Source organism: Vibrio sp. qd031 (genome assembly GCF_002100145.1).
Lineage (GTDB): Bacteria > Pseudomonadota > Gammaproteobacteria > Enterobacterales > Vibrionaceae > Vibrio.
This window is the reverse complement of record NZ_JXQD01000009.1, coordinates 1-18,160: the sequence shown is the minus strand read 5'-3', so window position 1 is coordinate 18,160 and position 18,160 is coordinate 1. Positions and strand designations below refer to the sequence as shown.

At 46.2% G+C, this 18,160-nt stretch carries 14 protein-coding genes; 7 read left to right on the top strand and 7 right to left on the bottom strand.

Features of this window, described 5'->3' with window-relative positions:
* Positions 1-209: 209 nt before the first annotated feature.
* Both ST37_RS05415 and ST37_RS05410 read left to right on the top strand, forming a co-directional pair.
* The gene (locus ST37_RS05415; protein ID WP_242426229.1) at positions 210-1,385 is read left to right on the top strand and encodes an extracellular solute-binding protein; all 1,176 of its coding nucleotides are present in this window, start codon (positions 210-212) and stop codon (positions 1,383-1,385) included.
* Positions 1,382-3,331: a GGDEF domain-containing protein gene (locus tag ST37_RS05410; protein ID WP_084884456.1), complete on the top strand. Its 1,950-nt coding sequence runs from the start codon at positions 1,382-1,384 to the stop codon at positions 3,329-3,331. Before ST37_RS05415 ends, ST37_RS05410 begins: the two co-directional genes overlap by 4 nt.
* Here the strand turns inward: ST37_RS05410 and ST37_RS05405 are convergent.
* From ST37_RS05405 to glyQ, 3 genes are all read right to left on the bottom strand, one after another.
* The gene (locus tag ST37_RS05405) at positions 3,326-4,576 is read right to left on the bottom strand and encodes a valine--pyruvate transaminase (protein WP_084884454.1); all 1,251 of its coding nucleotides are present in this window, start codon (positions 4,574-4,576) and stop codon (positions 3,326-3,328) included. The two genes, ST37_RS05410 and ST37_RS05405, sit on opposite strands and share 6 nt — an antisense overlap.
* 221 nt (positions 4,577-4,797) lie before the next feature.
* Positions 4,798-6,864, bottom strand: a complete 2,067-nt coding sequence (gene glyS / locus ST37_RS05400) for a glycine--tRNA ligase subunit beta (RefSeq protein ID WP_084884452.1) — start codon at positions 6,862-6,864, stop codon at positions 4,798-4,800.
* A gap of 2 nt (positions 6,865-6,866) precedes the next feature.
* Entirely contained in the window at positions 6,867-7,799 is a 933-nt protein-coding gene (glyQ, locus tag ST37_RS05395; protein ID WP_084884450.1) for a glycine--tRNA ligase subunit alpha, read from the bottom strand.
* 294 nt (positions 7,800-8,093) lie between these two features.
* Here glyQ and ST37_RS05390 point away from each other — a divergent pair, with 294 nt between their 5' ends.
* Positions 8,094-8,330 carry a hypothetical protein gene (locus tag ST37_RS05390; protein WP_084884448.1) on the top strand — a complete coding sequence of 79 codons (237 nt, stop codon included), beginning with the start codon at positions 8,094-8,096 and terminating at the stop codon, positions 8,328-8,330.
* 130 nt (positions 8,331-8,460) lie between these two features.
* Here ST37_RS05390 and tusA read toward each other — a convergent pair whose 3' ends face one another.
* The gene (gene tusA, locus ST37_RS05385) at positions 8,461-8,709 is read right to left on the bottom strand and encodes a sulfurtransferase TusA (RefSeq protein WP_084884446.1); all 249 of its coding nucleotides are present in this window, start codon (positions 8,707-8,709) and stop codon (positions 8,461-8,463) included.
* 453 nt (positions 8,710-9,162) lie between these two features.
* Here tusA and ST37_RS05380 point away from each other — a divergent pair, with 453 nt between their 5' ends.
* The gene (locus ST37_RS05380; protein WP_084884444.1) at positions 9,163-10,104 is read left to right on the top strand and encodes a LysR family transcriptional regulator; all 942 of its coding nucleotides are present in this window, start codon (positions 9,163-9,165) and stop codon (positions 10,102-10,104) included.
* Positions 10,105-10,239: 135 nt separating this feature from the next.
* Here the strand turns inward: ST37_RS05380 and ST37_RS05375 are convergent, their stop codons facing one another.
* From ST37_RS05375 to fadB, 3 genes are all read right to left on the bottom strand, one after another.
* On the bottom strand, positions 10,240-11,220 hold the full coding sequence (locus ST37_RS05375) for an MDR family oxidoreductase (protein ID WP_084884443.1): 981 nt from the start codon (positions 11,218-11,220) through the stop codon (positions 10,240-10,242).
* Positions 11,221-11,406: 186 nt separating this feature from the next.
* Positions 11,407-12,570, bottom strand: coding sequence for an acetyl-CoA C-acyltransferase FadA (fadA, locus tag ST37_RS05370; RefSeq protein WP_084884545.1), 1,164 nt, complete (start codon positions 12,568-12,570; stop codon positions 11,407-11,409).
* A gap of 26 nt (positions 12,571-12,596) precedes the next feature.
* A complete protein-coding gene (gene fadB / locus ST37_RS05365; RefSeq protein WP_084884441.1) occupies positions 12,597-14,768 on the bottom strand; it encodes a fatty acid oxidation complex subunit alpha FadB in 2,172 nt (723 codons plus the stop codon).
* A gap of 276 nt (positions 14,769-15,044) precedes the next feature.
* Here fadB and ST37_RS05360 point away from each other — a divergent pair, with 276 nt between their 5' ends.
* From ST37_RS05360 to hemG, 3 genes are all read left to right on the top strand, one after another.
* Complete coding sequence (locus tag ST37_RS05360) at positions 15,045-15,680, top strand: YigZ family protein (RefSeq protein WP_084884439.1); 636 nt, start codon at positions 15,045-15,047, stop codon at positions 15,678-15,680.
* Positions 15,681-15,705: 25 nt separating this feature from the next.
* Positions 15,706-17,163 carry a TrkH family potassium uptake protein gene (locus ST37_RS05355; RefSeq protein WP_084884544.1) on the top strand — a complete coding sequence of 486 codons (1,458 nt, stop codon included), beginning with the start codon at positions 15,706-15,708 and terminating at the stop codon, positions 17,161-17,163.
* A 63-nt stretch (positions 17,164-17,226) separates the two neighbouring features.
* Complete coding sequence (gene hemG / locus ST37_RS05350; protein ID WP_084884438.1) at positions 17,227-17,760, top strand: menaquinone-dependent protoporphyrinogen IX dehydrogenase; 534 nt, start codon at positions 17,227-17,229, stop codon at positions 17,758-17,760.
* Positions 17,761-18,160 lie beyond the last annotated feature (400 nt).

Below are 18,160 nucleotides of genomic sequence, written 5' to 3'. Positions count from 1 at the left end.
AACAATACAGATCCATTAATATTTTTTAACATCTTGTTTTTTAGTTGAAATGTAGCGATACATTTTGTGACCTAAATGAACCTATTTTCATAGTTTGGCCTTATAAAGTGATGCCAATACCACATTATTGGTATGGTGTTTTGTATATCATGCTTAATTCATTGATGACGTATTGAACAACCTAACTCAAAATGCAAGGTGTTGTAATCATGAAGCGCTGGCTCGTTGTTTTGTTACTTTCTATCGCACACTCGGTGATTGCAACCGATATAGAAGTGTGGAGTGGTCTAGACAACACCACCATTAAAGAAATAGAGACACGCTTTGAGCAGCAAACCGATCATACTATGTCGATACGAGAGTTTTATATCGACAATATTCGCTCTGAAATGCTCGTCGCAAGTCAAAGTAACGGACAAGTTCCTGACGTTCTATACCTACCTTCAGATTTTCTAGGCTTACACCAGTTTTTAAATCTCTCACCAATCCCCGAAGATTGGCTAATGCTGGAGCGTTTTGAGCCAAAGGCCAAAAACTTAATTCATGTCGACGGTCATTATTTTGGGGTACCGTTGGCCATCGGTAATCATTTGGTTTTATATGTCAATAAAGGCCAAACCAAGCAACTGACACCCACATGGGAAGGGCTCTTTCAGCAAGTTGAAAGCGGACCGTCACCGATTGCAATGCAGTACCCGAATATGTACTTCTTTATGTCGTTTACATCACTGTTTAGCCGTGATGATATGCAGGTCGCGACAGATGTTGAGGTCAGTCCGCTGGCCAGTACATTGAGATTTTACCAACGTTTGATTGATTCGGGGTTAATGGCTGATGGGTGTGACCAAGAATGCGCGAGAGCGCAGTTTCTTCGTGGTGAAGTCAACTATCTGATTGATGGTGATTGGGCCCTTGGAGAGTTAAAGCAGTCAATGGTTGATGATCTTGTGATCAGTGCATTACCCTCCTATCAAGGAAAACCAATGCGTTCTTTGAGCGGCGGTAAGGTGCTCATTTTTACCAAACAAGCCATGCAAGATCCTATAAAGCGAGAAGCGCTCCAGGCTTTGGCAAACATGGTCCAGCAGTCAGAGTTTATTGACAGCGTGATCATTGGGCAGAACTTGATCTCAGCAAATGCCAAACTCAATGAGTTGTCTTTTTACTCCTATTCTACCTTTTATACCCAATTGTATACGCAGCTTGCACCTGCACTAATCATGCCTAGCAGTGTCACTATGGCTATATTCTGGGAAGCCGTGAGTCAAGGGATTAAGCGCCATCAATTGGGGATGCCAGCGGAAGAAAGTGCCACTTTTATTCTCGAGTTTGTGCGAGAAAATCTTGCGAAAATTAATGGTATACCTGAGGAGGACGGGCGATGAGTCTGCGCAAAATCATCACGTTTTTTGTCCTGCTGGGATCGCTGGTTCCAACGTATATCGTCGGTACGTTGCTTATAGATAGGCACGCTGAGTATCAAATGGATCAAAAGCAACTTAAGCTTGAGGCGTCGAGCTTAGGGATCGAAACGACGGTCAAACATGAGTTGTCTAATATTGCGAATCTAACCAGCTGGTATTCTCGTGATCGTCAGTTAATTACCAGTACCAACAATATCTTGTACGGCGCGGTCATTACTCAGAAGCTAAGTAGCTTTAAGCAGTTAGCCGATCCTATTACCTCAACGTTTCTACTCGATAGCCAATGGCAACCAATGTACGAGAGTAATGGCAGCTTGTTCCATTTTGAGAAGAGCCAATTACTGACATCATTAAAGCAACAGTCTGCTATTTATCAACAGGGAAAATCGTACCATACTGAATTTACCAACGAAGAGTTGGTTATTGATGGCGGGCAGCAAGGTATTGCTCTGATAACCCCACTGCTTTCATATACCTTGTTACCTGGCTCAGAGTATGAGCCTAAAGGTTACCTAGTGGTTTTGATTGCTTATGATGCCTTGGTCGCTTTGTCCACTCCCTACCTATTTGCCGAAGAAAGCATAGCGATACGTTACTTGCCAGCGTACTCGGAGTCGGTTGATGGTACAAAGGTGCTTGAACTTACTTCTGATAACCTGTTTGCACCGCTCTATTTTCAGGTCGAACAGCATCTCTCAGATCGAGCCAGAGAAACCGAGTTACGTCGTTCACAGCAAAAGCTGTATCAGTCGATGATGGTTATTTTAGTCATTACCTTAGTGTTGGGGTTGGTCATCAGTCAAGGGGTGCTGTATCCGGTGAGAGATATCGAACAGACTGTTCGTAAATATCAGCACGGCAATCAGCGTTACAAGTCCAAAAAGCGCTTTCAGTTTAGCGAATTTAAACAACTCCTCGATGTTATCGACAAATTGTGGTCTCGCATTCATAAGCAAATGAGAGAACTAGAAATACAGAATATTGAGCTACAAAAAGCGCACAGTGAGGTGCAACAGTCCAACTTACGACTCGAGAACTTTAATCAGACACTCGAGCGCAGTGTCGACGAGAAAACCATTGAACTCAGAGAGCTATTAAACAGAGAAGAGCATTATCAACAGCAATTGGTCACCATTATAGATTTCTTTTCCAATCGCGCCGGCATCGCCTATCGAAGTATTCCAACCGTTTGTAATCTATTTCTCTCCAAGCTGTTTAGTCATCAACAAGTCGTTTTTGCATTTGAAAAGCACGCGGTTCATCCATGTGAGCCCATTTACTCTATAGAAGGGCAAATTTTGGGCTACATGCAACTCGAACGCAGTAAATTAAGCGAGCAGCAACAGATGCTGTTGGTCATTTTTGCCAAACAACTTTCCGCTTGGTTGGAGTTAGAAGTCCTTGCTCGTTGGGATCCTCTTAGTTCTACACTCAATCGAAAGGCGTTTGAAGAGGACTTAGAGTATTACAAACTTCGCACTCAGCAGCGACACAGTCGCAATTTATCGCTGATGATGATCGATATTAATGGATTAAAGATCATTAATGATACCTATGGACATGACACCGGTGATCGACTGATTCAAACCATGGTTAATACTCTGAATCCTGTGTGCAATAAAAAAGTGGTACTTTACCGAGTTGGTGGGGATGAGTTTGTTTTGTTAATACGTGATTATACCGCCAACCTTTTATCTGAGCTAACGACACAAATTGAACAATCCAAAGGCATGTCGCAGCTAAAACTGCCCGATGGCCGAGCGTATTATGTGTCATATTCAATTGGTGTTGCCAGCAGCTTAGAGGCGCCATTAGATGCCTTATACGCGCGGGCTGACGCAAATATGTATCGCGACAAGCGAGGTCATTACGTCGAGCATATAGATGAAGCAGAACCTTCTCTATAGGGCGTCTGAGTATGCGCTGGACACTTCTTCGGCAATAACTGCAATGCCTTTCTCCATAACGTCCTGTGGTTGAACATAGTTCATTCGCAAACACTGATGAGCGTGCGGCCAGTCGTTGGTTCCGAAAAAGAAGTACTCTCCAGGTACCACCAGTACGCCGCGAGCCTTTAATCGTTGGTAGAGTTCATTGGTACTGATAGGCAGCTCGTCAAACCACAACCACAAAAAGATGGCACCTTCCGATTTATGTATTCGAAAGCGATTGTCTGGAATGGCCTGTTGAAGCATCTCAATCGCTTGCTGTGATTTTTGCTGATAAAACGGCGTGATCACATCGCGACTTAGCGGCAACAGATCCCCTTGTTCAATCATGTGCGAGGCGATTTTTGGGCCCACACTTGCTGGCGCCAAACTGATGATGCCATTGAGGTTGGTCAGCGCAGAGATGACGCCCTCATTGCCGATGACAATGCCACACCGTACTCCAGGTAAACCAAGTTTCGACAAACTCATGCATAAGATGGTGTTGTCATTCCAAAAGGGAGTGATGGTCTCAAACAAAATATTAGGGAAAGGGGTCCCATAAGCATTATCGATGATGAGTGGGACATCGTGAGCGCGCGCTAATTCATCTAAGTGAGCGATCTCGTCGTCTGTTAACACGTTACCCGTTGGGTTGGTGGGACGAGACACACAAATGGCGCCGACGCTGTCATCCACTACCAGTTGACTGAAATCGACATGGTATTTGAACTGGCGATTGTCCAAGTACTCGATATCAGGGTGATAAGAGATAAATATATCTTCATCTAACCCCGAATCTGCATAACCGCAGTATTCAGGTGCCAGTGGAAGCAGAATTTTTTTGTGTGAGCCATCAGGCTGTGTACCTGCAAAGAGATTAAACAGATAGAAGAATGCGCTCTGGCTGCCATTGGTCAAAGTGATGTTTTTTTCGGTGATTGGCCAATTGAACTCTTGTTGAAGCAAATTTGCGAGGTTTTTAACAAATCGGTCAGAGCCTTGTGGTCCATCGTAATTGGTCAGCGCGTCAACGAAGTCACCTTGCTCGATCAGTTGTTTAATCGCATTTTCAAAATAGTCATTCATCGCTGGGATTTGCGCAGGGTTTCCCCCACCTAGCATCAGTGCGCCAGGTGTACGTAACCCGTCATTAAGGTCGTCCATAAGTTGGGTAATACCGGAGTGGCGATTAAACTTCTCTCCAAACTGCGAAAATGACATGCTACAACCTCTGATTCTATTAATACGTACTGCTCATTGGCATTGATGCGATAACATACTCCAGCGATTAGCATTTGTCAGCGCAAAACGTTAAATAAACGTAAAATGGGACGGTCATTGAAAGATGTACAGGGGTATGACCCCAAGTACTCAATTTGAGGACAAAAAAAAACCTCGAACATGGTCCGAGGCTTCTTGATTTAGGCAATCGCTTTAACCGTTTATTTCTGCAATACAGAGATATCGGCGATCTGTAGGAACAGATTACGCAGGTTGTTCAGCAGTGTGAGACGATTCTTCTTAAGTGCTTCGTCATCGGCCATAACCATAACGTTATCAAAGAACGCATCTACAGGCTCACGTAGGTCAGCTAGCTTGCTTAGGGCTTCTTGGTAGTTACCTGTCGCGAATGCTGGCTCTAGTGCTTCTGTCATTACTTCAACATTCTCAGCTAGTGCTTTCTCTGCATCTTCTTGAAGAAGAGCAAGGTCAATACCTTCAGCTAGCTCACCGTCGAACTTCGCAAGGATGTTACCTACACGCTTGTTCGCTGCTGCAAGAGCTTCTGCAGCTTCCAGTCCACGGAAGTGAGATACGGCCTTAACACGTTGGTCAAAGTCAGCAGGCTTGGTTGGGCGACGTGCAAGTACCGCTTGGATGATATCAACGCTGAAACCTGCATCTTGGTACCATGCGCGGAAACGACCTAGCATGAAGTCGATAACGTCAGCTTCAACGTTGTCGTTGGTTAGCTTGTCGCCTAGTAGCTCTTTCGCTTTACAGATAAGATCAATTAGGTCTAGGTTGTAGCCGTTTTCAACGATGATACGCAGCACACCCAATGATGCTCGACGTAGAGCGAATGGGTCAGAACCTTTTGGTGCTTGGCAAATACCGAAGATACCTACGATAGTGTCTAGCTTGTCTGCCATTGCTACAGCAGATGAAATACCAGTGCTTGGTAGATCGTCGCCTGCAAAGCGAGGCATGTATTGCTCGTAAAGTGCTAGTGCAACTTGCTCGTCTTCGCCATCGTGCGTTGCGTAGTGCATGCCCATTACACCCTGAGTATCCGTAAATTCGAATACCATAGAAGTCATTAGGTCACACTTAGCTAGTAAGCCAGCGCGCTTAGATTTCTCAACGTCAGCATCGATCTGCTCAGCAATGTAGCCAGCAAGTTCGGTGATGCGGTCTGTTTTGTCTTTGATAGTACCTAGCTGCTTTTGGAAGATAGCTTGCTCTAGCTCAGGTAGTCGATCAATAAGAGGGCGCTTACGGTCAGTGTTAAAGAAGAACTCGGCATCCGCAAGACGTGGACGTACAACCTTCTCGTTACCTTCGATTACGTGGCGAGGCTCTTTTGACTCGATATTAGAAACAAAGATGAAGTTAGGCAGAAGCTTCTTGTTTTCGTCATATACCGGGAAGTACTTCTGGTCACCTTTCATGGTGTAAACCAAAGCTTCAGAAGGAACCTTTAAGAACTCTTCTTCAAATTTCGCAGTTAGAACGACTGGCCATTCAACCAGAGACGTGACTTCTTCTACGAGGTCATCTTCTAGATCAGCAATACCACCAACCGCTGCTGCTGCTTTTTGCGAGTCAGCAAGGATGATAGCTTTGCGCGCTTCGTAATCTGCCATTACTTTACCGCGCTCTTCTAAGAGTGCAGGGTATTGCTCAGCAGAGTCAATAGTGAACTCTTGCTCACCCATGAAGCGGTGACCACGTATTGTGCGGTCTGATGCAACACCTAAGATCTCACCTTCGATAAGGTCAGAACCCATCAGCATAGTTAGCGTTTTAACGGGGCGAATGAACTGAGTTGTTTTATTGCCCCAGCGCATTGGTTTAGCGATTGGTAGGTTAGCCAGTGCTTTTGCCGCAAGATCGACCACGATCTCGGTAGTTGCTTTGCCTTTGACTTCTTGTTTGAACAGTAGCCATTCGCCTTTGTCTGTAACCAGACGTTCAGCTTGTTCAACAGTGATGCCGTTACCACGCGCCCAGCCTTGGGCTGCTTTGGTCGCGTTACCGTCAGCGTCAAATGCGACAGAAATTGCAGGACCACGCTTTTCGACCACTTTGTCCGCTTGGCCTTCTGCAAGACCGGCTACTTTAAGCGCTAGACGACGAGGTGCTGCGTACCATTTCACGCCTTCGTGCGCGAGATCTGCGCCTTTAAGTTCCGCTTCGAAGTTTGATGCGAATGCTTCTGCTAGTGTGCGAAGCTGCGTTGGTGGTAGCTCTTCAGTACCCAGTTCAATTAGAAATTCTTTTGCCATGATTACTTCTCCTCGCTTTTTGCATCTTGGGTACGGCACATTGGGAAGCCTAATGCTTCACGTGATGCGTAGTACGCCTCGGCAACAGACTTAGTCAGGTTGCGGATGCGAAGGATGTAACGTTGGCGCTCTGTCACAGAGATAGCTTTGCGCGCATCAAGGATGTTGAATGCGTGGCCAGCTTTAAGGATGCGCTCGTATGCAGGAAGCGGAAGTGGCTTCTCAAGCTCAAGTAGCTCGGTACACTCTTTTTCGCACTGGTCGAAGAAAGTGAAAAGGAAATCAACATCTGCGTGCTCGAAGTTGTAAGTAGACTGCTCAACTTCATTTTGGTGGAAAATATCACCGTAGGTCACGTTTGAGCCATCGGGTGCCACGTTCCATACTAGGTCGTACACTGAATCCACTTCTTGGATATACATTGCAAGACGTTCTATACCGTAAGTGATCTCGCCGGTAACTGGCTTACATTCAAGTCCGCCAACTTGCTGGAAATAGGTAAATTGAGTCACTTCCATACCGTTTAGCCAAACTTCCCAGCCAAGACCCCATGCACCTAGCGTTGGGTTTTCCCAGTTGTCTTCAACAAAACGAATATCGTGAACCAGTGGATCGACACCAAGAACTTCTAGTGAGCCAAGGTACAACTCCTGAATATTATCTGGAGAGGGCTTTAATGCCACTTGGAATTGATAGTAATGCTGCAGACGGTTCGGGTTTTCACCGTAACGACCATCGGTCGGACGGCGTGAAGGTTGAACGTATGCCGTAGACATTGGCTCTGGGCCAAGTGCACGTAGACATGTCATTGGGTGAGAGGTGCCAGCACCTACTTCCATATCTAGCGGTTGTACAATGGTACAGCCGTTTTGTGCCCAGTAATCCTGCAGCGCGAGGATCATTCCCTGGAAGGTTTTGATATCGTATTTTTGCATAGTCAGGTTCGCGCGATTCTTTAGTCAAAGTGAACAAAATAACGTTCAAGTATACTCAGTTTGCTGGGATCAATGTAGCGTTAACTTGCGAGAAATTCGGTCCAGGCGAAAAAAAAGACTCGAGCAGTCATAAAATGGAGCTTGTTATGGCTCAATCGAGGATCTCACAGCGTAAATTTGTTCGAAAAGTAAAATTATTCGCGATCAATAGGAGGTTAAATAGACAGTTGTTGACATCAAACTGTCATATTTCAGGTTCACATTGGAATGGAGTGGTAGAAAGAGGGCAAGACTATGTTCACACGTTATATGGGCATTACGCCGCAAAGTCAGGCGTACTTGTTTACCTTCGCATTAGCGCTGAATCTGATCGGTATGGTGATCACGGATATGTGGTTGCCGATGGTTGTCGGTGCCATTGTGATGACGGGATTGTGTGCCGAATCCTGGATCCGTGTTCAATACATTATCCCAATGCGTAAAGAGCTCCTAAAAATCCGCAAACAGCTCGACAATCGCGTCGTTAAGTAGATTGCAATGGAAGCTTTGGTGGCGACTAACGGAAATGACACACGAAGGTGTGCGGAGTAAGTGTTGCCGTATCGTTTAACGATGGCTTTTGGGGGAGGGTATGGCTTCCCCCAATGACGCTGCATGAGGGCTAACTGATGCCTTTTTTGATCACAAACTCAAAAGGGCTGGATGCGGTTTGCTCTGCCACTAACTGATGATCCATAAATCGACAGAAGCTCGGGATGTCTCTGACGGTTGAAGGGTCATCGGCTTTTACTAGCAATGTTTCACCCACTTCCATCTTCCTAATGGTTTTACGAACCATCATTACTGGCTCAGGGCAGCGCAATCCTTCGGCTTCCAAAATTCGATCGATGTGTTGTGCATCAAAAGACATGATAATTTCTCACTTACTGGTCACGGTCACGAGGCTGTGATTAGCCTGAAGGGTCGCTCTTTACGGTTAAAATCGAGTAAAAACTCGGACTGTGAGCGAACGCGCAGATAATACATTCGTGTAAAAAATATTCAATAGTTACTTGGCAAATCCTAAAAAAGGGGTTAAATTTAATTTTAACTTAAGGTTAACAAATGGGTAACAACTTGGTATTTACTTCTTATTTATCAAAACGATAAATATTGTATAAGAAGTAAAATCAACGAGCGTCTATCCCAATATGACTGTTCGTTGGCGTGTTACTTATACTGTCATTCCGACACTATCTCCCAGTTTTCTTGGGCTTCCCCGCTGTATATGCGGGATTTTTTTTGCCTAAAATTCGTGCTTAGGTGCAAGACGAGCGTTATTTCCGATTACAATAGCTCTAGATTTTATCAGCAAGAGCATCCAATGGAGCTAGAAGAGATATATCGCAGAGACCTAAATTTGCTGGTGGCTTTACGGGTACTGATTGAAGAGTGCAGTGTCAGTAAGGCCGCCGCGCGGCTAAATTTGAGTCAGTCAGCAATGAGTCGCGTTCTTGGGCGCATGCGCGTGTTGCTTAATGACCCTTTGTTTACTCGACAAGGTCAAAAGCTGATCCCAACGCAAAAAGCGCTTCAAGTGAACGATGCGTTAGGCACACCGCTTGAATCATTACGCAGTCTCTTGTCTCCAGAAGAGTTTGACCCCAGTCAATGCCAGCAAACGTTCACTATAGCGACCACCGATTACGCAATGCAAACCATTTTGCCGTTTGCGCTGCCGAGGTTGTATCAAGAGGCGCCAAAAGTCTCTTTTAACTTTTTGCCCTTGCAACACGATCGTATTTTAGAGCAGTTGACGACCGAAGGCGCCGATTTGGCCATTTGTCGGCCTATTGGGCCCGTCGAGCCTTTACGTCGTGAGGTACTAGGCCGAGTGGGTGTACTGTGCATGGTGTCGAAACGTCATCCAATCGCACAGCGCGATATGACAATAGAGGACTACCTGAGCTATCCGCAAGCGATGATTGCCATTAGTGATGGAGTTAAAGCGTTGATTGATGAGGCTCTTTCTGGGAAAGAGAAACCAAAATTAGTGCTGCGAGCCTACCATTTAGAGTCGGCGCTGTCGGTGATTGAACAGTTGCCCCTTATTATGACGGTGCCTGCCGACCTTGCGTACTTGGTGGCGCAGCGCTATGACTTGGTGGTTAAGCCATTACCTTTTAGGTTTACGGCGTTTGACTACTCAATGATTTGGCATACGCGATGTGATAATGCACCCGCTCAAGAGTGGCTACGATCAATTGTGAAAGAAGAATGCGGCCGGCTAATTGCCAAGCGTATCGATGATATGGGGTTGGAATAATACCAACCAGAGCACTGGATTAAGCGCTCTGGTTAGATTGGTATACAGCTAGTGTACTGGTGCGGCTTGAGTATTTAACTGTCTGTGTACTTAGTTACGGGAGTACTCAACAGCATAGCGACTATAGCTTAGTGGCTATAGCTTAATGACGACTCGACCGGTGACTTCGCCATTAGTGATGGACTCAGCAAACTGTGGTGCATGCTCAAGTTCAATCTCAGTACAGGCTTGTTGGTAGTAACTTTGCGGCAGCAGCTTAGCAAGGCTCTCCCAAGCTTGAACGCGTCTCTGCTGTGGGCAGTTTACCGAGTCGACGCCTTGCAGGCGCACGTTGCGCAAAATAAACGGCATTACCGTTGTCGGGAGATCAAACCCTCCCGCTAAGCCACACGCAGCGACCGTACTGTTGTAGTCCATTTGCGCTAGAACCTTCGCCAGTATTTTGCTGCCGACAGTATCAATTGCGCCTGCCCATACTTGTTTTTCAAGTGGACGCGCTGGCTCTTCAAATTCGCTGCGCTCAATGACTCGACTTGCGCCTAGTTTTTCTAACAATGGCCCATTTTGTTCCAATCGACCTGTTACTGCCGCGACTTTGTAACCCAGTTCGGCCAATAGGGTGACTGACACTGAACCCACACCACCACTGGCGCCCGTTACTAGGATTTCACCGTCTTCAGGCTTAACACCGCCATCAATCAATGCTTGCACGCATAACATCGCGGTAAAGCCTGCAGTGCCTATCATCATCGCTTGCTTGGCATCTAACCCTTGTGGTTGTGGAACCAACCAGTCGGCTTTAAGCGAAGCGCGCTCAGCCATACCGCCCCAATGATTTTCACCGACGCCCCAACCGGTTAAGACAACTTTGTCCCCCTGGGTGTAGCGTGAGTCACTGCTGCTGATCACGCTGCCAGCAAGATCTATCCCAGGTACCATAGGAAAGTTGCGAATGATTTTACCTTTACCGGTGATCGCCAGGCCGTCTTTATAATTCAATGATGAATAATCCACCTGTACCACAACCTCACCGTCAGGCAGTTGTGAGTCATCAAGTTGCTCGATGCTGGCGATAGTGCGTTTATCTTGTTGATTTAGAACGAGTGCATTAAACATAAAAGTCTCCAGAAGAGGGTTCGTAAGCGTATGTAGATAGTGTAGACCTAAAACTTAAATGAAAATAATGAAACTTTGTCATTAAATTCATGCGTTTTTTGCATTTTAAGACACTAGACCAAACGGAATGAAAAAAATAGCGGCATAAAGCCGCTATTGGGAAATGACTAAGCAGTGAGTGCAGTGCTAAGGGCGTTCAAACACCGTGGCTATTCCTTGCCCAAGACCAATACACATAGTGGCGAGACCGTACTTGGCATCTTGTGCTTCCATGAGGTTAATGAGCGTCGTCGAAATGCGCGATCCCGAGCAACCTAGTGGGTGACCAAGCGCTATTGCACCGCCGTTAAGATTGACCTTTTGGTCCATCACATCCAGCAACCCAAGATCTTTGGCAACCGGCAAGGCTTGAGCAGCAAAGGCTTCATTCAGCTCTACCACATCCATATCGTCAATGGTAAGACCCGCGCGTTGTAGTGCTTTTTTAGTGGCTGGTACGGGACCGTATCCCATAATGGAAGGATCGCAACCTGCAACCGCCATGCCCTTAATGCGGGCGCGAATGGTTAGACCCAGTTCATTGGCTTTATCTTCGCTCATGATAAGCATTGCCGAGGCACCATCTGACAGGGCAGAAGAGGTACCCGCAGTGACCGTACCATTGGCTGGGTCAAACACCGGACGCAGTGAAGAAAGGCCCTCAACGGACGTTTCTGGGCGTATGACTTCATCGTAATCTAAGGTAAACAGAGTGCCATCTGCGGCGTGCGCTTCTATAGGTAAAATCTCGTTACTGAATCGACCTTCAACGGTAGCCGCATGAGCACGGGCGTGAGAGCGAGCGGCGAATTCATCTTGCTGTTCACGACTAATGCCGTGCAGTTTGCCCAGCATCTCTGCTGTAAGTCCCATCATGCCAGCGGCTTTTGCGACATTTTTAGACATACCAGGGTGAAAGTCGACACCATGGTTCATCGGAACGTGCCCCATATGCTCAACACCACCAATGAGACAAATATCGGCATCACCGGTCATGATAGCGCGAGTGCCATCGTGCAGTGCTTGCATCGACGAACCACACAGTCGGTTCACGGTAACTGCTCCAATTTCAATAGGTAAGCCTGCTAACAAGGCTGCGTTGCGTGCAACATTGAACCCTTGCTCTAATGTTTGCTGTACACAGCCCCAATAGATATCTTCAATCTCACTCGGATTCACTTGCGGATTGCGCTCTAGGATCCCTTTCATCAGGTGCGCAGAAAGGTCTTCGGCACGAGTATGGCGAAAAGCACCATTTTTCGAGCGACCCATCGGTGTGCGCAAGCAATCAACTACTACGACGTTTTTCATTTGAGAACTCATCTGACACACACTCCTTAAATAGAACCTTGTTGTTGGGAACCGTAAAAACTTTCCCCTTTAGACGCCATATCAATCAGTAGTTGCGGTGCTTGGTACATCGCGCCTAGGTGGTGATACTTCTCAGCCATCGCGAGGTATTGGTTTAACCCTAGGCTGTCTAGGTAGCGGAACACGCCGCCTCTAAACGGAGGGAAACCTAATCCATAAACCAGAGCCATGTCGGCTTCTTGTGGCGAGGCGATAATGTTCTCTTCTAAACAACGAGCCACTTCGTTGATCATCGGAATCATCACTCGTTCAATGATGGTTTGCGCGTCAAATTCATTGTAATTTTGCACGGTTGTCGCGAGTAGCTCGGTCACGGACTCATCAAAGACCTTCTTCGGACGACCTTTTTTGTCTTTGGTGTAGCTGTAGAACCCAGACCCATTCTTCTGGCCAAACTTCTCTGCTTCATACAACACGTCAATAGCGTCACGATCGTCTTTACTCATGCGCTCAGGGAAGCCTTGTGCCATCACTTCTTGAGCATGATGAGCAGTGTCGATACCGACAACATCAAGAAGATACGCAGGTCCCATTGGCCAGCCAAACTGGCGCTCCATCACTTTGTCTATTTGAGTAAAATCACCGCCGTCTCGCAGCAGTAGGCTAAACCCGCCAAAGTATGGGAAAAGGACACGGTTAACAAAAAACCCAGGGCAGTCATTCACAACGATGGGTGATTTACCCATTTTCGCTGCATAGGCCACAACACGGTTGATGGTTTCATCAGAGGTGTGCTCTCCGCGGATGATCTCAACCAGCGGCATGCGATGCACAGGGTTAAAGAAGTGCATCCCACAGAAGTTTTCAGGACGCTTGAGTGACTGAGCGAGAAGATTGATTGGAATGGTTGAGGTGTTCGAGGTTAGCACGGCATTCTCACCTACGTGCTGCTCAACTTCGCTTAATACAGCAGCTTTTACTTTCGGGTTTTCGACAACCGCTTCAACAATAATGTCTGAGCTGTCGATACCAGCATAATGAAGGCTAGGAGTGATTGAAGAAAGGATACCCGCCATCTTAAAGCCGTCGATTCGACCTTGAGAAAGTCGCTTATTCAGTAATTTACTCGCTTCATTCATGCCCAAATCAAGAGACGCTTGCGCGATGTCTTTCATGATCACAGGAACGCCTTTGAGTGCTGACTGATAGGCGATCCCGCCCCCCATGATGCCAGCCCCAAGGACTGCAGCACGCTCGGTTTGCACTGTTGCAGATTTTGCCGCTTTCTTAGCGAGCCCTTTTAGGTACTGGTCATTAAGGAACAACCCGACCAGTGATTTAGCCTCTTCCGATTTTGCCAGTTTCACAAAATGTTTGCGTTCGACAGCCAGCGCTTCGTCGCGATCGCAACGAGCACTTTCTTCAATGGTTTTAACCGCAGTCATTGGAGCAGGGTAGTGAGGTCCTGCTTTTTGAGCCACCAAGCCTTTGGCCATGGTGAAGCTCATCATTGACTCTAGCTTGCTCAGTGTAAGTGCTGAGGTTTTCTGTTTGCGGCGTGATTGCCAATCGATTTTTCCACTTATGGCTTGTTTTAGTGTGCTTAATCCTGAAGCTTCAAGCGCATCGGTATCGACAACCGCATCTAGCAACCCAATGCTAAGCGCTTCTTGAGGACGGCACGCCTTACCTTGGGTAATAATCTCCATGGCACTGTCCGCACCGATGACTCTTGGTAATCTTACGCAGCCACCAAACCCAGGCATTATGCCGAGTTTAGTCTCTGGCAGACCAATACTGGTGGTTTTATCACCAATACGTAGGTCGGTAGCAAGTACACACTCACATCCACCACCTAGAGTGTGGCCTTTAAGGACAGAAAGTGTTGGAACAGGGAGGTCTTCTAATTTATTGAATACACCATTGGCAAACTGTAACCATTGGTCAAGCTCAGCGTCAGGTTTTGCAAAAAGGCCTAAAAATTCGGTGATGTCAGCACCAACAATAAAGGCATCTTTATCACTGGTGAGCAATACGCCTTTCAAGTCGGCGTGTTGGTTAATCGCATCGAGGGCTTTATCTAAAGATTCAAGTGTCGCCAGATCCAACTTGTTAATCGGACCAGGGGCACAAAATGAGAGTTCCACAATCCCATCTTGTTTGGCTTCTACCTTTATCGTTTCCGCTTGGTAAATCATTGTTGTTCTCCATAACACGCTGATTAGCGTCGATGTAGTGTTGTACAGAGGGCCTAACGTTATGCTGCACTCAGGTTAGTAAACCCAAAAACAATTTAATATCTATTCTGGTTAGACCAGTGCCAGTTTGACCGTTTCAAAAATAAACTTCAATACATTTTTTAAACAACTGTTTAACATTGTGTGGGAAAACACACCCTAATGGTAGTCTTAGACTTAAAAGTAGGTCGTGATACACTTCGGTTTTGTTTGATATAAATAACCTAAAACTCGGTCATGCCATCCCATCAGCCATACCTGATCCCAAACGACTCCACGGTGTTTGAAGAAGAAATTAAAAAAAGTGTCTTCATTACTCAGTTGGCGCACACGCCATCTATAAATGCAGCTAAGGCGTTTATTCAGAGTGTGAAACAGCAGCATTCGAGTGCGCGGCATAATTGCTGGGGGTTTGTCGCGGGCAGGCCCACCGATTCTATGTTGTGGGGGTTCTCGGATGATGGAGAGCCATCAGGGACCGCAGGGAAACCAATATTGGCACAGCTTTCTGGAAGTCATATTGGTGAGATCAGTGCCGTGGTTACGCGCTATTCCGGTGGAATTAAGCTTGGAACAGGCGGGTTGGTTAAAGCCTATGGGGGTGGAGTGCAGCAAGCGTTAAAGCTTGTTCAAACAATTGAGAAAAAAATCACCACCTTATTGACCATAGAGGTAGACTACAGCTTATTGAGCCTTATCCAAAACCTGATGCAACAGTTCGGGGCGACAGAGTTTGCCAGTGAATATGTGACAAGTGTGAGGTTAACGGTAGAGATTGAGTGTTTGAACGAAGCCAACTTTGTGCAAGCTGTGATCAATAAAACGGGAGCGAAAGCCCTGATTACTAAGGAAAGTGACGCAGAAGCGAGTTAATCAGCTTCTGCCGTATAATTATCTAATGCAGTTTCGTTCTATTATCCGCATTGTCGGTCTTCTTTTAGCACTGTTCAGCTTTACCATGCTCGCACCTGCGCTCGTGGCGCTGATCTATCGTGATGGTGCTGGTGTTCCTTTTGTGGGCACTTTCTTTACCTTGCTGGTCGCAGGTTTTTTTTGCTGGTTTCCAAACCGTCGTTATAGACACGAGCTTAAAGCACGCGATGGATTTTTGATAGTCGTACTATTTTGGACGGTACTGGGCAGCGCGGGTGCATTGCCGTTTTTGTTATTAGATAAAACCAATTTTTCTGTCGCCAATGCTTTTTTTGAATCGTTCTCGGCATTAACGACAACAGGGGCTACAGTCATTGTTGGCTTAGATGACCTCCCTAAAGCCATTCTATTCTATCGTCAGTTACTGCAATGGTTCGGTGGTATGGGGATCATTGTACTGGCCGTTGCTATATTACCCGTATTAGGAATCGGTGGCATGCAGCTGTACCGAGCCGAAATTCCTGGCCCGGTTAAAGATTCTAAGATGACGCCTCGAATAGCAGAAACCGCTAAGGCACTTTGGTATATCTATCTAACCTTAACTATTGCCTGTGCAGCGGCCTTTTGGACGGCGGGGATGTCTGCATTTGACGCGATTTGTCATAGTTTTTCGACCATTGCGATTGGCGGCTTTTCTACACACGATGCCAGCATGGCCTATTTTGACAGTTACGCTATTAACATGATTACAGTGGTGTTCTTACTCATTTCTGCAGTGAACTACTCATTGCACTTTGCTGTGTTTGCATCGGGGGGTGTTCATCCTAAGTACTACGTGAAAGATCCAGAGTTTAGAGCTTTCATTGTAATTCAAGTAGCCCTGTTTAGTGTTTGCTTCCTAATTTTGCTTAACCACCATACTTACGATTCATATTACGATGCATTTGACCAAGCACTTTTTCAAAGTGTCTCGATATCAACCACCGCAGGCTTTACCACTACAGGATTTGCTGACTGGCCACTATTTTTGCCCGTGTTATTGCTGTTTTCAGCCTTTATTGGAGGCTGTGCTGGCTCGACTGGAGGTGGCATGAAGGTGATTCGTATTTTGTTGCTGACCTTACAAGGGGCGCGTGAGGTCAAGCGATTGATTCACCCTAGAGCGGTATACACCATCAAAGTGGGAGGCAAAGCGCTATCTTCTAAAGTTATAGATGCTGTATGGGGGTTTTTCTCCGCGTACGCGTTGGTGTTTGTATTGTGTATGCTCGCGCTCATTGCGACAGGTATGGATGAGCTAACGGCGTTCTCAGCGGTCGCATCGACGCTGAATAATTTAGGGCCAGGTCTTGGTGACGTGGCTTTGCATTATGGGGATATCGACAATGCGGCTAAATGGATACTGGTGATCAGTATGCTTTTCGGTCGACTAGAGATCTTCACTTTGTTGATACTCTTTACCCCAACATTTTGGCGAAACTAGCCTCGCTTTGTTTTTGTGTGTAATTGCTTACAGTAGCGCACCGACACCTAATAAGGATATCCCGTGAGTAAAACCCTTTTATTGCATTCTACCCGAGAAGGGCAAACCAAGAAGATTCTCTCTTATATAGAGAGTAAGTTGGATGGGCATGAATGTGAGACCATGGATATCCACCAGGCTGGCACTGTTGATCTCTCTCAGTATGACAAAGTCGTCATAGGCGCCTCAATTCGATATGGGCACCTCAATAAAAAGCTCTATCAATTTATAGAGCAACATCAGTCACAGCTAGAAAACGCGAATACCGCTTTTTTCTGTGTCAATCTTACCGCACGCAAAGAAGACCAGGGAAAGGATACGCCAGAAGGCAGCGCCTATATAAAGACCTTCCTTAAGAAGTCACCTTGGACACCTACATTGATTGGTGTATTTGCCGGCGCGCTCTATTATCCTCGTTATAACCTGTTTGACCGATTTATGATTCGATTCATCATGTCAATGACAGGCGGTGAAACGGATACGACAAAAGAAGTGGAATACACCAACTGGGAAAAAGTGAGGCTATTTGCCCAAAATGTTAAACAATTAGGTGAGTAAAGCGTCACTTTTGATGAGTTTTGGCCAACTTTTATTCAAACAGTAGAAAGTTGCGTTTTTCTTTCAAAAAACACTTGCCAATGTGATTCGGATCTCTATAATGCCGCCTCACTGACACGGTAGAGCGCACAACGCTTCAGCCGCATCAGTAGGCCAAGTGGCTGAGTCATTTGCACAATTTCGATTCGAAAATACGCTTCGAAATAAAAAGCAAAAAAGTGTTTGACACTGAGACTCAAATCGCTAGAATGGCCGTCCACTTCGAGGGAGACCTCAGTGGCGTTCGAAAGAACAACGCTCTTTAACAATATAAACCTATCAATCTGTGTGGGCACTCGTTGATGATAATCAAAATAGATTCCTCGGAATCAACTTGATTTCAATGAACTGAGTGACCAAT

Bases quoted from the DNA above. Each gene is read 5' to 3' on its own strand.
- tusA (WP_084884446.1), bottom strand. From the start codon at position 8,709: ATGTCTTTTGATGCACAACACATCGATCGAATTTTGGAAGCCGAAGGA.
- glyS (WP_084884452.1), bottom strand. From the start codon at position 6,864: ATGGCAAAAGAATTTCTAATTGAACTGGGTACTGAAGAGCTACCACCA.
- ST37_RS05415 (WP_242426229.1), top strand. From the start codon at position 210: ATGAAGCGCTGGCTCGTTGTTTTGTTACTTTCTATCGCACACTCGGTG.
- ST37_RS05390 (WP_084884448.1), top strand. From the start codon at position 8,094: ATGTTCACACGTTATATGGGCATTACGCCGCAAAGTCAGGCGTACTTG.
- ST37_RS05405 (WP_084884454.1), bottom strand. From the start codon at position 4,576: ATGTCATTTTCGCAGTTTGGAGAGAAGTTTAATCGCCACTCCGGTATT.
- ST37_RS05375 (WP_084884443.1), bottom strand. From the start codon at position 11,220: ATGTTTAATGCACTCGTTCTAAATCAACAAGATAAACGCACTATCGCC.
- ST37_RS05360 (WP_084884439.1), top strand. From the start codon at position 15,045: ATGCCATCCCATCAGCCATACCTGATCCCAAACGACTCCACGGTGTTT.
- fadA (WP_084884545.1), bottom strand. From the start codon at position 12,570: ATGAAAAACGTCGTAGTAGTTGATTGCTTGCGCACACCGATGGGTCGC.
- fadB (WP_084884441.1), bottom strand. From the start codon at position 14,768: ATGATTTACCAAGCGGAAACGATAAAGGTAGAAGCCAAACAAGATGGG.
- ST37_RS05380 (WP_084884444.1), top strand. From the start codon at position 9,163: ATGGAGCTAGAAGAGATATATCGCAGAGACCTAAATTTGCTGGTGGCT.
- ST37_RS05410 (WP_084884456.1), top strand. From the start codon at position 1,382: ATGAGTCTGCGCAAAATCATCACGTTTTTTGTCCTGCTGGGATCGCTG.
- ST37_RS05355 (WP_084884544.1), top strand. From the start codon at position 15,706: ATGCAGTTTCGTTCTATTATCCGCATTGTCGGTCTTCTTTTAGCACTG.
- glyQ (WP_084884450.1), bottom strand. From the start codon at position 7,799: ATGCAAAAATACGATATCAAAACCTTCCAGGGAATGATCCTCGCGCTG.